The sequence below is a fragment of the Pseudomonas glycinae genome (assembly GCF_001594225.2).
Taxonomy (GTDB): Bacteria; Pseudomonadota; Gammaproteobacteria; order Pseudomonadales; family Pseudomonadaceae; genus Aquipseudomonas; species Aquipseudomonas glycinae.
This window is the reverse complement of record NZ_CP014205.2, coordinates 5,693,831-5,706,939: the sequence shown is the minus strand read 5'-3', so window position 1 is coordinate 5,706,939 and position 13,109 is coordinate 5,693,831. Positions and strand designations below refer to the sequence as shown.

Sequence of the window (13,109 nt, the reverse complement as noted above, 5' to 3'; positions counted from 1 at the left end):
TCATCGAGGGTGAGGGTATGCGCGGGATTTTGCTGTTGGCGGTGTTGTGGCTTGCGGGTTGCCAGCATGTTGCGGCGCCGCCGGTCGTTGGCGAGATCCGTGATCTGCGGAGTGGCGAGCGTCTGACGGCACAACAATTACTGACGCAACTGAGCAGACCGTCGCGGCTGATCATTGGCGAACAGCACGACAACGCCGATCACCATGCCCTTCAATTGTGGTTGTTGCAGAACCTCGAGGAAAAGCGCCCCCAAGGCAGTCTTCTGCTGGAAATGCTGACGCCCGATCAACAGTCGCGGGTTGATGACGTGCGCCATGCCGCAACGCTACCGGCCGATCTCCCTGCTGCATTGGCCTGGCAGGACGGTTGGGACTGGAATCTCTACGGACCGATTGTGCGGTTTGCCCTGACGCAACCCGGGCCGTTACTGGCGGCCAACCTCGATAACATCGAAACTCGCGCGTTCTATCGCGATCCTCCGGTTCTGAGCGGCGAGCGCAGCAGCGCCAAATCTGTGAAAGAGAAACTGCTGGAGCAGATTGGCGATTCTCACTGCGGCTTGCTGCCGTCATCACAAATGCCGGCAATGCTGGCCGTTCAGCAACAAAGGGATCGGCGTATGGCCTCGCGTTTGTTGGCGGCGCCCGCGCCTGCACTGTTATTGGCGGGTGCGTATCACGCGCGAAAGGATGTCGGGGTGCCGCTGCATGTGCTGGATCTGGGCGCGCCGGAAGCGCCGACGGTGTTGATGCTGGCGGAGCAGGGTAGTCAGATCACGGCGGCGATGGCTGATTACGTCTGGCTCACACCGGCCACGCCGAAACCGGATTACTGCGCGCAGATGCGTAAGCAGTTCGGCAAGGAATGACTTTTCCACAGGCAAAAAAAGACCCGGTAAAAACCGGGTCAAATAACCGTGATTAGCCTGATGAGGAGATAATCTGAGAGTCCGAACCAAGGGCTTTTCAGAATATCGACTGATCTCGCGATCAGTTGTGATAATCATAGCGATTCTCATTAACGAGTCAACAGCTGTTTTTTCATTTCTGTCGTTTTGTCCCGGCAATGGCGTAAACGTCCCGTGAATAGGGCTTCAGTTCTGGCTGTTATATGCCGTGAGCTGCTTGTTGAGCTGGTCGATACGCCGCGCCATGCTTTCGATCAGGCTGTGGGCGATTTTCGGGTTGGTGCGGGTCATGCTCAGAAACTGATCGCCGGGAATCAGCATCACGGTGCTCGCTTCCCGGGCAATGATTGTTGCGTTGCGCGGTTCGCCGGTGAACACGGCCATGGCGCCGAAGATTTCATCCTTGGGCACATCGCCTATCTTGTGCCCGCTAACAAACGCTTCGGCGTGTCCTTCGATAATCACGAATACGTGATCGGCCGAGTCGCCCTGGCGGATGAGAACTTCCCCGGGCTCGACCCGTTTGAAGCCATTCGTGCTACGAAACTCCCGCGGCTTGAACTCGGCGACGGCGTGGGCCAGCAGCGCCATTTGCCCGAGCAGATAGTGCAGAAACTGCTCCGGGCGCGATGAACTGCCGTACACATGTTGAAACAAATCGCTTCGGCGATAAGGCAGCAATGTCAGCGGGTTATCCGTACACAAGGTGCAATCCGCCCATTCCGGCCCGTTCTGAAGACCGATCACATCTCCCTCGTGCCAGTAGAACAAGCCACGACCGCCGAGGCGCCCGGTGATGACACCTTGCGTCAGCAAAAACAACTGGTCGTCCGGCAACTGCGCCAGCAAATCATCCGTGGCTTCCAGTTCCAGAGCAGGCCCGCACGGCACCAGGCCTTCAAGCCATTGAGCAGGCAAGCTCTGCAAGTGGTTGATCAGTGCATCGGCCTGGGCCGATTGTTCTCCGAGCAGGTACATGGGTCAGTGCCCGTCAGTTTTTGTGGCGGGAGGAAATCGCTTCGAGTTGCTTGTTCAGCGCATCCTTGCGTTCGGCGGGAATGTCGTTCCAGTGCACATCCATCAGCGCTCCTTCGATCGCGTACAACAACACCTTCGACGCCCGGAACCCACGAGTACGCACGGCCCGGTAGGCATCTACCGCGCCCAGGCGCCGCAAGTCCGAGGCGCTATGGATGCCCACGGCATGCAGCCATTGCGCCGACGTCTTGCCAAGATTTTTCAGGTGTTGCAGTTCATCATTCATCAAGCCTCCTTGCGACGGCCGAATGGTGCGTGGGCGAGCTTCTCAGGAGTGTAGCCATCAGTAGGAAAAGCGTGGTTGTTTGGTCGGATTCGACGCAAACGCTTCTAAGAAACGTCAGTTTCCGCTGATGAATCAGGATGGGGAGGGCGAGGGAGAATTACCAATAGCACGCAGTCCAGCGCAAAGCGGGGGCGCTGGACGAGTTTGGGTAGTGCGAGGCTCAGCGGGTGCGATAACGCAGGCGCGTACCGAAATTCATCGACATCAGGATTTCGTCTGCACTCAGTTCCGGCGGGAAGTAGGCACCGGAAATTTGCGCATGAGCCAGACTCGCGCCTTCCAGTGAAGCGTTGCGGAAGTCGATGCCGCGCAGGTCGGCGGAGCGGAAGTAGGCGTCCCGGAAATCCACGCCATCGGCGTTCAGCTCGCGCAGGTCGAGACCACGGAAGTCGCCGCCGACCATATCGATCGGGCCGTCTTTCGGGCGTTCATTGTTGAAACCTGTGATGTCGTCTTTGTGCAGCAAGGCATAAAGCGGGGTGTCGAGTAGTTTTGGCTGGCTCATGTCAAATCACCTGTTGGTTTTATGACGCCAGTATAGTGCCACTATTTGACGGCCGTGAAGCAAGCGAGGGCTTCACGGCCGAAATAGTTTCTTACAGGCCGGGCAGGCGCTGGCGAATCTGCGCCACGACGGTGTCCAGGGTCCCGGATTCATTGGTCTGCACGCGCTTGCTGCGCAGGATTTCTTCCGGGGTCAGGGCTTCGCGGTTGGCTTGTTGAGCTTCGATCACGGCGAGGGTCGCGTCGGACGGATCCTTTTTGTCTGCCTGACGAATCGCCAGCCAGCTCTCGATCACTGCCTGCGGAGCGTTGCAGTCAAGGATCAGGAAAGGCGTGCCAGTGGCTTCAGCGACTTTGGCGGCGTTGTCGCGTTGTTCGCGCTTGAGGTAAGTGGCATCGATCACCACCGGGAAACCGGCGTGCAAAATCACTTCGGCAATTTCATGCAGACGCGCATAGGTTGCAGTGCTGGCGTCGGCGCTGTAGATCCCGGCCTGAACATCATTGGCAACGGTTTGCTCACCGAACAGGCGCTTGCGCTCGACATCGGAACGCAGGCGGATCGCGCCCAGTGCTTCGACCAAACGCATGGCAACGTGGCTTTTACCGACAGCGGAAACGCCATGGGTGATCGCCATGAAGCGCGAAGGAATGGTGCTGTAGCTTTCCGCCAGGTTGGCATAGTTGCGGTACTGGCGCAGGGTGGTGGCGCGCTGCACCGGTGTCGCGTCGGCCGGCATGCTGAACAGTGCGACTTTCGCACGCACCAGCGCGCGGTACGCCTTGTAGAAGTTCAGCACTTCCAGGCCTTGATAGTCGCCGGTCAGTTCCAGGTACTGGCTGATGAAACGACGGGCCAGGGATTTCAGGCCACGGTCTTCAAGGTCCATCGCCAGGAAGCCGGTGTCGGCCCATACGTCGGTGAAGCGGAACGGTTCGTTGAATTCGATGCAGTCGAAGATCACGACCTTGCCGTCGATCAGCGTGGCGTTGCCCAGGTGAATGTCACCGTGGCATTCGCGAGTGAAACCATCGGTCTTGCGTTGGGCGAACAGCGGCTTGAGGCGATCGAAGCTGCTTTCAGCCCATGCTTGCAGAGCGTCGAGTTGCAGCAGATCGTTCTTGTCGCTGAGGAACGGCAGAATCTGTTCGAAGTTCTGGCGTACCGGCGCCATCACGCTTTCAGGCGTGCCGGCATCGTGCTCGGCCGGGACTTTCGGCGCATTGAGGTGGAAGCGGGCGATTTGCTCGGCCATCGCGTCGATGTGCGCGGTGGTCAGCTCGCCGTTGGCTTGCAGGGTGCTGAGCAGGCCGCTCTGCGGGAACTGGCGCATTTTCAGCAGGTATTCGATGGCCGGGCCTTCGCCGCCCAGTTGCGGGGCTTCGGCGCTGCCGGTCACTGGAATCACTTCCAGGTACAAATCTTCGGTCAGGCGCTGGTTCAGGCGCAGCTCTTCACCGCAGAAGTGCTCGCGGGAGTCGAGGCTGGTGAAGTCGAGGAAGCCGAAATTCACCGGTTTCTTCACTTTATAAGCGTAGGGACCGGTGAGCAGCACCCACGAGATATGGGTTTCGATGACCTGGAACCCTTCGACGGGATGCGGGTAGAGGGCCGGGTTTTGCAGGGCAGCGATCAGGGACTGGCTCACGGACGATCCTTCAGAGACTGGGGGAAATTCGAGGCGCTCATTATGGCCGCTCGCCAGCCCGACGCAAACCTCGGAGCGCTCCTGTTGAGTATGAATAAAGTGCGTATAATCCGCCGCCATGACTCGTACTCGATCCCCCCGTTCCCCTAAAAAACCAGCTTCCCGGGGCCTGCGCCCATGGTTGGGCTGGGCCCTTAAACTCAGTCTGGTCGGCCTTGTGGTGCTGGCCGGCTTCGCCGTTTACCTCGATGCCGTGGTGCAGGAGAAGTTCTCCGGCAAGCGCTGGACCATCCCGGCCAAGGTGTATGCGCGTCCGCTCGAACTGTTCGTCGGACAGAAGCTGAGCAAGGACGATTTCCTCACCGAACTCGATGCCCTGGGCTATCGTCGCGAAGCCGTGAGCAACGGTCCCGGCGCGGCGGCGGTCAATGGCAACACGGTCGATCTGAATACCCGCGGCTTCCAGTTCTACGAAGGCCTCGAGAAACCGCAGCCGGTGCGCGTGCGCTTCTCCGGCGATTACGTGGCCGAACTCTCGGCGACCAACGGTTCGAAGCTCTCCGTGGTACGCCTGGAGCCGCTGATGATCGGCGGTATCTACCCGAAAAACCTCGAAGACCGGATTCTGATCAAGCTCGATCAGGTGCCGCCGTATCTGCTGGAAACTCTGGTCGCCGTGGAAGACCGGGATTTCTACAGCCACTGGGGCGTGTCGCCGAAATCGATTGCTCGCGCCGTTTGGGTCAACACCTCGGGCGGCAAGATGACTCAGGGCGGCAGTACGCTGACCCAGCAACTGGTCAAGAACTTCTACCTCACCAACGAACGCAGCCTGACCCGCAAGCTCACCGAAGCGATGATGGCGATGCTGCTCGAACTGCATTACGACAAAAAGGAAATCCTTGAGGCCTACCTCAACGAAGTCTTTGTCGGTCAGGACGGCCAGCGTGCGGTGCACGGTTTCGGTCTGGCGAGCCAGTTCTTCTTCGCCCAGCCCTTGTCCGAGTTGAAATTGCATCAGGTCGCGCTGTTGGTCGGCATGGTCAAAGGCCCGTCCTATTACAACCCGCGTCGCAACCCGGAACGGGCGCTGGAACGACGCAATCTGGTGCTTGATGTGCTTGAGCAGCAGGGTGTCGCTTCCGCCGAACAGGTGGCCGCCGCGAAGAAAATGCCACTGGGCGTGACCACCCGCGGCAAGCTGGCCGACAGCTCGTTCCCGGGCTTCATCGATCTGGTCAAGCGCCAGTTGCGTGAAGACTATCGCGACGAAGACTTGACCGAAGAAGGCCTGCGGATCTTCACCAGTTTCGATCCAATCCTGCAGATGAAAGCCGAAGCGTCGGTCAACGACACCTTCAAGCGCCTGTCCGGTCGCAAGGGTTCCGACGACGTGGAAGCGGCGATGGTCGTGACCAATCCTGAAACCGGTGAAGTCCAGGCCATGATCGGCAGCCGTCAGGCGAGTTTTGCCGGGTTCAACCGGGCACTGGACGCGGTGCGTCCGATCGGCTCGCTGATCAAGCCGGCGGTTTATCTGACGGCGCTGGAGAAGCCGAGCCAGTACACGTTGACCAGTTGGCTGTCGGACGAGCCGCTTTCAATCAAGGGCGCGGATGGTCAGGTCTGGAAACCGCAGAACTATGACCGTCGCTCCCACGGTACGGTGTTCCTGTATCAGGGGCTGGCACATTCCTACAACCTGTCGACCTCGCGTCTCGGTCTGGCGGTCGGTGTTCCGAATGTCCTCAAGACGCTGGGTCGCCTGGGCGTGACCCGCGAGTTTCCGGCGTTCCCGTCGATGCTGCTCGGTGCGGGCGGTATGACCCCGATTGAAGTCGCGACCATGTACCAGACCCTGGCCAACGGTGGCTTCAACACCCCGATGCGCGGGATTCGCAGCGTGCTGACTGCCGACGGCGAACCGCTCAAGCGTTATCCGTTCCAGATCGAGCAGCGTTTCGATCCGGCCTCGATCTATCTGATCCAGAACGCCATGCAGCGGGTCATGCGTGAAGGCACCGGCAGTTCGGTTTATAACGTGTTGCCAAGAACCCTGACGCTGGCGGGCAAGACCGGCACCAGTAACGATTCGCGCGACAGCTGGTTCGCCGGCTTCAGCCAGGATCTGCTGGCGGTGGTCTGGCTCGGCCGCGACGACAACGGCAAGACGCCGTTCACCGGGGCCACCGGTGCGTTGCAGGTCTGGACCAGCTTCATGCGCAAGGCCGATCCGCTGCCGCTGGACATGCCGCAACCGGATAACGTGGTGCAGGCCTGGGTCGATTCGCGTACCGGCCAGGGTTCTGATGCCAACTGTCCGGGCGCCGTGCAGATGCCGTATATTCGCGGCAGCGAACCGCCACCCGGCGCCTCCTGCGCGGGCGAAAGCCCGGCCTCGGGCGAGTCGGTGATGGATTGGGTCAAGGGCTGGATGAATTAAGCAAAGAGGGTTTCAAGTGAACAAGTGGTTGATTCCAGCGGTGACCGCCGTGGCTTTGCTCAGCGGCTGCTCCACCGTACAGCGTGGTTCGATCCCGGTTGTTGACTCCGGCACCGCCGTGTCCAACAGCGAGCGCATTTCGGCCAATGGCGGTTTCCGTCAAACGACGGTGAAACGTCCTGCACAGGCCCAGACCCAGGCGATCCCGCAAGGCGATACCGGTGTGGTGGTAATGGTGCCGGGCGGCGCAGCGGCTTCGGCGCCGATCAGCACTTCGCCGATCGTTCCGGGCCCGGCGTCCGGTGGCATCACGCCGGGGCCGTATAACCCTTCGCCGGTCGAGTCGGCGCCGATCAGCTCCGGCAGTTACAGCATGCCTTCGACGCCGAGCGGCATTCCTTCGGCCAGCAGCGGTGGCGGTCTGTCTGCCGATGAGCAGCTGGACGGCCCGGTTCTCGCACTGTTGACCACTGCGCAACAGCAGCAGGCCGGTGGCGATCTCAACGGCGCGTCTTCCAGTCTGGAACGCGCCCAGCGTGTAGCGCCGCGCGAGCCGCAAGTGCTTTACCGTCTGGCGCAGGTACGTATGGCCCAGGGCGATGCGCCGCAAGCCGAGCAGACCGCACGGCGTGCACTGACCATGGCCAACGGTCGTCCGGACTTGCAGGCCAGCCTGTGGGAATTGATCGCTCAGGCACGTGAGAAACAGGGCGACTCCGCCGGCGCCACTCTGGCCCGTCAGAAGGCCAAGGTTTCGCTGTGATGGACAGTCGTTTCTCCAAAGTCGCTGACCAATTGCTGTTGATCGAGCGTGAACTGCGCGCCCAGGGCTGGTGGGATGACGTCCAGCCCTCGGTTGAAGCCTTGAGCAGTGTCGAGCCGTTTTCGGTCGACACCCTCGATTTCGAGCAGTGGCTGCAATGGATCTTCCTGCCGCGGATGAAGATGATCCTCGAACAGAATCTGCCATTGCCCAATGCCTCGGGCATTCAGGAAATGGCCGAGATGGTCTTCGCCCAGCGCAATCTTCAGGGCAAGGATCGGCAGCTTCAGGTGTTGCTCAAAGAGTTCGACCTGCTGATCACCGCCTCACGCTGAACCGGGAGCTGCCAGTCGTTACTGGCAGTTTTCCGCTATCTGTTTCTTTGCCTCTTCAGTACGTTGCTGGCGCTGCTCGTCATTCAGCCGCCGCAGTTCTCCCTCCACTTCCTCCCTCAAGCGCGGATTGTTCTGCAGTTGCGCGAGATTCGTGCGCGCCTGTTCGCAAAACGCCTTGAGTTGCTTCTGTTGCTCGGCTACTTGCTTCTTCACCTTGTCATCGATGGCTTTTTGATCGCCCAGCGCGCCGCTGCCAGGCAATGCGGCAGGTATAGGTGCGGGAGAGGAGGGCGTCTTCACGGCGGTGGATGACTGCCCTTGTGGTGGCTGTTGATCGAAATGGGTGACACCTTGGGCATCGACCCATTTGTAGATCTGACCGGCCATGCACCAGGAGCTGACGCTGATTAGCAGAGTTAAGAGAAGCGTTCGCATGCTGATTCCTTGGCAAAACTGCGCAATTGAAGCTAACAGAGTAGCGGTTTCCAGGTTTTTTCTTGCGTTCTCATGTGCTTACCCACAATTAAGCACATTGACGGCTTGACTTGCAGAGGGCGAAACAGAAGAATCCAAAGTCCGCTGTACAGGGACTGCCAGAAGCAGACCCTCTCGGCAGATCATGAGGCGCATATCCGCGTCGACCTGTTACACCCGCAACGCGTTACCTCGCGCTGGGTGGGAAAGGCCCGCAACACTTGGGACGATCCCAATACTTGCTCAGTCAGTGCTGACGTAGTCGGCGACCACCGTCGCTCATGCTCTGCCGAGAAGTAAACCTATTAAGACCCGTTCGCTTTTTTGTGGACGGTATTCTGGCGTTTTAGAGGTGAACAACGTGGAGCTTTTATCTGGCGGTGAGATGCTCGTCCGCTTTTTGCGTGACGAAGGCGTCAAATATATCTACGGGTACCCGGGTGGTGCTCTCCTTCATGTTTACGATGCCCTGTTCAAAGAACCGGAAGTGACCCACATCCTGGTTCGTCACGAACAAGCGGCTACCCATATGGCTGACGGCTACGCCCGTGCCACCGGTAAAGCCGGCGTGGTATTGGTGACGTCCGGTCCAGGCGCCACAAACGCCATCACCGGTATCGCCACTGCCTATATGGACTCGATTCCAATGGTGATCATTTCCGGTCAGGTGCCAAGCACCATGGTCGGCACCGACGCGTTCCAGGAAACCGACATGATCGGTATCTCCCGGCCGATCGTGAAGCACAGCTTCATGATCAAGCACGCTTCGGAAATCCCGGAAGTCATGAAGAAAGCCTTCTACCTGGCGCAATCCGGTCGTCCGGGCCCGGTCGTGGTCGATATCCCGAAAGACATGACCAACCCGGCCGAAAAGTTCGAATACATCTTCCCGAAGAAAGCCAAACTGCGTTCCTACAGCCCGGCCGTTCGCGGTCATTCCGGGCAAATCCGCAAGGCGGCAGAAATGCTCCTGGCGGCCAAGCGTCCCGTGCTGTACTCCGGCGGTGGCGTGATCCTCGGCAACGGCTCCGCGCCGCTGACCGAACTGGCAAAAATGCTCAACCTGCCGGTTACCAATACCTTGATGGGCCTGGGGGCCTATCCTGGCACTGATCGTCAGTTCATCGGCATGCTCGGCATGCACGGCAGCTATACCGCCAACCTGGCGATGCACCATGCCGACGTGATCCTGGCGGTCGGTGCGCGTTTTGACGATCGCGTGATCAACGGCGCGCCGAAGTTTTGCCCGAACGCCAAGATCATCCATATCGACATCGACCCGGCTTCGATTTCCAAGACCATCAAGGCCGACGTGCCAATCGTTGGTCCGGTGGAGAGCGTCCTGACCGAAATGGTCGCGATCCTCAAGGAAATCGGCGAAACCCCGAACAAGGAAGCCGTTGCCAGCTGGTGGAAGCAGGTTGATGAATGGCGCGGTGATCGTGGCCTGTTCCCTTACGACAAGGGCGACGGCAGCAAGATCAAGCCACAGACCGTGATCGAGACCCTGTGCGAAGTGACCAAGGGCGATGCCTTTGTGACCTCGGACGTGGGCCAGCACCAGATGTTTGCTGCGCAGTACTACAAGTTCAACAAGCCTAACCGCTGGATCAACTCCGGTGGCCTGGGCACGATGGGCTTCGGTCTGCCGGCCGCGATGGGTATCGCTTTGAGCTTCCCTGACACCGATGTTGCGTGCGTCACCGGTGAAGGCAGCATCCAGATGAACATCCAGGAGCTGTCGACCTGCCTGCAGTATGGACTGCCGGTCAAGATCGTCATCCTGAACAACGGTGTTCTGGGCATGGTTCGTCAGTGGCAGGACATGAGTTACGGCAGCCGTCACTCGCACTCCTACATGGAATCCTTGCCTGACTTCGTCAAGCTGGCTGAAGCCTATGGCCACGTCGGCGTGCGCATCACCGAATCGAAAGATTTGAAATCGAAGATGGAAGAGGCGTTCGCCATGAAAGATCGCCTGGTGGTGATCGACATTTCGGTCGACACCAGCGAGCACGTCTATCCGATGCAGATCAAAGACGGCTCCATGCGCGATATGTGGCTGAGCAAGACGGAGCGTACCTAATCATGCGGCACATTATTTCCTTGCTTCTGGAAAACGAACCCGGTGCTTTGTCTCGCGTAGTCGGCCTGTTCTCGCAGCGCAACTACAACATCGAAAGCCTGACCGTGGCGCCAACCGAAGACCCGACCCTGTCGCGTCTGACGCTGACCACCGTCGGTCACGATGAAATCATCGAGCAGATCACCAAAAACCTGAACAAGCTGATCGAAGTGGTCAAGCTGGTGGACCTGTCGGAAAGCGCTCACATCGAGCGCGAACTGATGCTGGTCAAGGTCAAGGCCACTGGCGCCCAGCGCGCCGAGATCAAACGCACCACCGATATTTACCGTGGACAGATCGTCGACGTCAGCGCCAGCGTGTATACCGTTCAACTGACCGGTACCAGCGACAAGCTCGACAGCTTCATTCAGTCCATCGGCACCGCATCGATTCTGGAGACCGTCCGCAGTGGCGTCACCGGTATTGCCCGCGGCGACAAAGTACTCAGCATCTAAACCAAATTAGCGAATGGCCTGAACGGCCTGGATATAAAGGGGAAATTCATGAAAGTTTTCTACGATAAAGACTGCGACCTGTCGATCATCCAGGGCAAGAAAGTTGCCATCATCGGTTACGGTTCCCAAGGCCACGCCCAGGCATGCAACCTGAAAGATTCCGGTGTCGACGTTACCGTCGGTCTGCGTAAAGGTTCGGCTACCGTTGCCAAGGCTGAAGCCCACGGCCTGAAAGTGACCGACGTGGCTGCCGCTGTTGCCGGTGCCGACCTGGTCATGATCCTGACCCCGGACGAGTTCCAGTCCCAGCTGTACAAGAACGAAATCGAGCCGAACATCAAGAAAGGCGCCACCCTGGCCTTCTCCCACGGCTTCGCGATCCACTACAACCAGGTTGTTCCGCGTGCCGACCTCGACGTGATCATGATCGCGCCGAAAGCCCCGGGCCACACCGTACGTTCCGAGTTCGTGAAAGGCGGCGGTATCCCTGACCTGATCGCGATCTACCAGGACGCCTCGGGCAACGCCAAGAACGTTGCACTGTCCTACGCTGCCGGCGTTGGTGGTGGTCGTACCGGCATCATCGAAACTACCTTCAAGGACGAGACTGAAACCGACCTGTTCGGCGAACAAGCCGTTCTGTGCGGCGGTACCGTCGAGCTGGTGAAAGCCGGTTTCGAAACCCTGGTTGAAGCTGGCTACGCGCCGGAAATGGCCTACTTTGAATGCCTGCACGAACTGAAACTGATCGTTGACCTCATGTACGAAGGCGGTATCGCCAACATGAACTACTCGATCTCCAACAACGCTGAATACGGCGAGTACGTGACGGGTCCGGAAGTGATCAACGCCGAATCCCGTCAGGCCATGCGCAACGCCCTGAAACGTATTCAGGACGGCGAATACGCCAAAATGTTCATCAGCGAAGGCGCAACCGGCTACCCTTCGATGACCGCCAAGCGTCGTAACAACGCCGCTCACGGTATCGAAATCATCGGCGAGCAACTGCGCTCCATGATGCCGTGGATCGGTGCCAACAAGATCGTCGACAAAGCCAAAAACTAAGTCGTCGAACCTTGTATGAAAAAACGCGGCCTCGGCCGCGTTTTTTCGTATGGGCCGGCGGTTCTGGTATAAAGCTGCATCGTTTGTGGCCGAACCGTCGTCCCAGACACCTGTCGAAAATGTCCAATCCGTTGCAAGGTACTGTCCATGAGCGAACGTCCCGAAGAGCCGAACCAGGCTTCCGACGCCGAAAGCCTGCTGCCCATCGATGAGCACATCGAAGAAGGGCATGACGCAGAAGGCCGTAAAGTCCGGCATCGTGGTATCTATCTTCTGCCGAATCTGTTCACCACTGCGAACCTGTTCGCAGGGTTCTATTCCATCATCAACTCGATGAGTGCCCAGGCTGCGTTGAGCGCCGGGGATGCCGCAAATGCGAGCAAGTATTTCGCCTTTGCTGCCATCGCGATTTTTGTTGCCATGGTGCTTGATGGTCTCGATGGTCGTGTAGCGCGCATGACCAATACCCAGAGTGCCTTCGGCGCCGAATACGACTCGCTGTCGGACATGGTTGCCTTCGGTGTTGCCCCGGCTTTGCTGGCATTCGGCTGGGCGCTGGGTGACATGGGCAAGGTCGGCTGGATGGTTGCCTTCATTTATGTGGCGGGTGCGGCATTGCGTCTGGCGCGCTTCAATACTCAGGTGGGCACTGCTGACAAGCGTTATTTCATTGGTCTGGCCAGCCCGGCTGCTGCCGGTGTGGTTGCGGGGATTGTCTGGGCGTTCAGCGATTACGGGATCCAGGGTTCCAAGATGTCTTTCCTGGTCGCGCTGATGGTGGCGGCCGCCGGCATGCTGATGGTCAGCAACATCAAGTACAACAGCTTCAAGGAGCTGGACTTGAAGGGTCGCGTGCCTTTCGTGGCGATCCTTGCAGTGGTGCTGGTCTTTGCCGTGGTGTTCAGCGATCCGCCTCGCATTCTGCTGCTGGTGTTCCTCGCCTATGCCGCTACGGGCCCGGTGCAGTATCTGTTGCATCTTCGTCGTCACAAGCACGCCGAGTGATGTAATTTCCCTCATACTCCGCAGTCTATGGTGCATCTGTCCTCCAAAGCTGCGGAGTT

Annotated in this window: 13 protein-coding genes; 8 read left to right on the top strand and 5 right to left on the bottom strand. The window is 59.0% G+C overall.

Annotated features, from left to right (window positions below):
- The first annotated feature begins 17 nt into the window (after positions 1–17).
- Positions 18–869 carry a ChaN family lipoprotein gene (locus AWU82_RS26025; RefSeq protein WP_064382059.1) on the top strand — a complete coding sequence of 284 codons (852 nt, stop codon included), beginning with the start codon at positions 18–20 and terminating at the stop codon, positions 867–869.
- Positions 870–1,094: 225 nt separating this feature from the next.
- On the opposite strand, the gene AWU82_RS26020 is transcribed toward AWU82_RS26025, so the two are convergent.
- From AWU82_RS26020 to AWU82_RS26005, 4 genes are all read right to left on the bottom strand, one after another.
- A complete protein-coding gene (locus tag AWU82_RS26020) occupies positions 1,095–1,886 on the bottom strand; it encodes a Crp/Fnr family transcriptional regulator (RefSeq protein WP_064382058.1) in 792 nt (263 codons plus the stop codon).
- Positions 1,887–1,899: 13 nt separating this feature from the next.
- Positions 1,900–2,172 (bottom strand): TfoX/Sxy family protein, encoded by a 273-nt coding sequence (locus AWU82_RS26015; RefSeq protein ID WP_003228231.1) that lies wholly within the window; start codon positions 2,170–2,172, stop codon positions 1,900–1,902.
- Between the two features lie 220 nt (positions 2,173–2,392).
- Complete coding sequence (locus AWU82_RS26010) at positions 2,393–2,737, bottom strand: pentapeptide repeat-containing protein (RefSeq protein WP_007959639.1); 345 nt, start codon at positions 2,735–2,737, stop codon at positions 2,393–2,395.
- A gap of 91 nt (positions 2,738–2,828) precedes the next feature.
- Positions 2,829–4,385: a bifunctional aminoglycoside phosphotransferase/ATP-binding protein gene (locus AWU82_RS26005; RefSeq protein ID WP_064382057.1), complete on the bottom strand. Its 1,557-nt coding sequence runs from the start codon at positions 4,383–4,385 to the stop codon at positions 2,829–2,831.
- A gap of 118 nt (positions 4,386–4,503) precedes the next feature.
- On the opposite strand from AWU82_RS26005, the gene mrcB reads away from it, so the two are divergent.
- The 3 genes from mrcB to AWU82_RS25990 are packed head-to-tail and all read left to right on the top strand — an operon-like array spanning position 4,504 to position 7,926.
- Positions 4,504–6,828: a penicillin-binding protein 1B gene (gene mrcB / locus AWU82_RS26000; protein WP_064382056.1), complete on the top strand. Its 2,325-nt coding sequence runs from the start codon at positions 4,504–4,506 to the stop codon at positions 6,826–6,828.
- Between the two features lie 16 nt (positions 6,829–6,844).
- A complete protein-coding gene (locus AWU82_RS25995) occupies positions 6,845–7,591 on the top strand; it encodes a tetratricopeptide repeat protein (protein WP_064382055.1) in 747 nt (248 codons plus the stop codon).
- Entirely contained in the window at positions 7,591–7,926 is a 336-nt protein-coding gene (locus tag AWU82_RS25990) for a YqcC family protein (RefSeq protein WP_064382054.1), read from the top strand. Before AWU82_RS25995 ends, AWU82_RS25990 begins: the two co-directional genes overlap by 1 nt.
- 18 nt (positions 7,927–7,944) lie before the next feature.
- On the opposite strand, the gene AWU82_RS25985 is transcribed toward AWU82_RS25990, so the two are convergent.
- The gene (locus AWU82_RS25985) at positions 7,945–8,361 is read right to left on the bottom strand and encodes a DUF4124 domain-containing protein (RefSeq protein ID WP_064382053.1); all 417 of its coding nucleotides are present in this window, start codon (positions 8,359–8,361) and stop codon (positions 7,945–7,947) included.
- 400 nt (positions 8,362–8,761) lie between these two features.
- Between AWU82_RS25985 and AWU82_RS25980 the strand changes: the two genes are divergently transcribed.
- From AWU82_RS25980 to pssA, 4 genes are all read left to right on the top strand, one after another.
- Positions 8,762–10,486, top strand: a complete 1,725-nt coding sequence (locus tag AWU82_RS25980) for an acetolactate synthase 3 large subunit (RefSeq protein WP_011335952.1) — start codon at positions 8,762–8,764, stop codon at positions 10,484–10,486.
- Positions 10,487–10,488: 2 nt separating this feature from the next.
- Positions 10,489–10,980, top strand: coding sequence for an acetolactate synthase small subunit (ilvN, locus tag AWU82_RS25975; RefSeq protein ID WP_003205610.1), 492 nt, complete (start codon positions 10,489–10,491; stop codon positions 10,978–10,980).
- Between the two features lie 48 nt (positions 10,981–11,028).
- Positions 11,029–12,045, top strand: a complete 1,017-nt coding sequence (ilvC, locus tag AWU82_RS25970; RefSeq protein ID WP_007959661.1) for a ketol-acid reductoisomerase — start codon at positions 11,029–11,031, stop codon at positions 12,043–12,045.
- 147 nt (positions 12,046–12,192) lie between these two features.
- A complete protein-coding gene (gene pssA, locus AWU82_RS25965; RefSeq protein ID WP_064382052.1) occupies positions 12,193–13,050 on the top strand; it encodes a CDP-diacylglycerol--serine O-phosphatidyltransferase in 858 nt (285 codons plus the stop codon).
- Positions 13,051–13,109: the final 59 nt, after the last annotated feature.

Excerpts from the sequence above, each read along its gene's own strand:
- AWU82_RS26025 (WP_064382059.1), top strand. The coding sequence starts at position 18 with ATGCGCGGGATTTTGCTGTTGGCGGTGTTGTGGCTTGCGGGTTGCCAG.
- AWU82_RS26020 (WP_064382058.1), bottom strand. The coding sequence starts at position 1,886 with ATGTACCTGCTCGGAGAACAATCGGCCCAGGCCGATGCACTGATCAAC.
- AWU82_RS26015 (WP_003228231.1), bottom strand. The coding sequence starts at position 2,172 with ATGAATGATGAACTGCAACACCTGAAAAATCTTGGCAAGACGTCGGCG.
- AWU82_RS26010 (WP_007959639.1), bottom strand. The coding sequence starts at position 2,737 with ATGAGCCAGCCAAAACTACTCGACACCCCGCTTTATGCCTTGCTGCAC.
- mrcB (WP_064382056.1), top strand. The coding sequence starts at position 4,504 with ATGACTCGTACTCGATCCCCCCGTTCCCCTAAAAAACCAGCTTCCCGG.
- AWU82_RS25990 (WP_064382054.1), top strand. The coding sequence starts at position 7,591 with ATGGACAGTCGTTTCTCCAAAGTCGCTGACCAATTGCTGTTGATCGAG.
- AWU82_RS25985 (WP_064382053.1), bottom strand. The coding sequence starts at position 8,361 with ATGCGAACGCTTCTCTTAACTCTGCTAATCAGCGTCAGCTCCTGGTGC.
- ilvN (WP_003205610.1), top strand. The coding sequence starts at position 10,489 with ATGCGGCACATTATTTCCTTGCTTCTGGAAAACGAACCCGGTGCTTTG.
- ilvC (WP_007959661.1), top strand. The coding sequence starts at position 11,029 with ATGAAAGTTTTCTACGATAAAGACTGCGACCTGTCGATCATCCAGGGC.
- pssA (WP_064382052.1), top strand. The coding sequence starts at position 12,193 with ATGAGCGAACGTCCCGAAGAGCCGAACCAGGCTTCCGACGCCGAAAGC.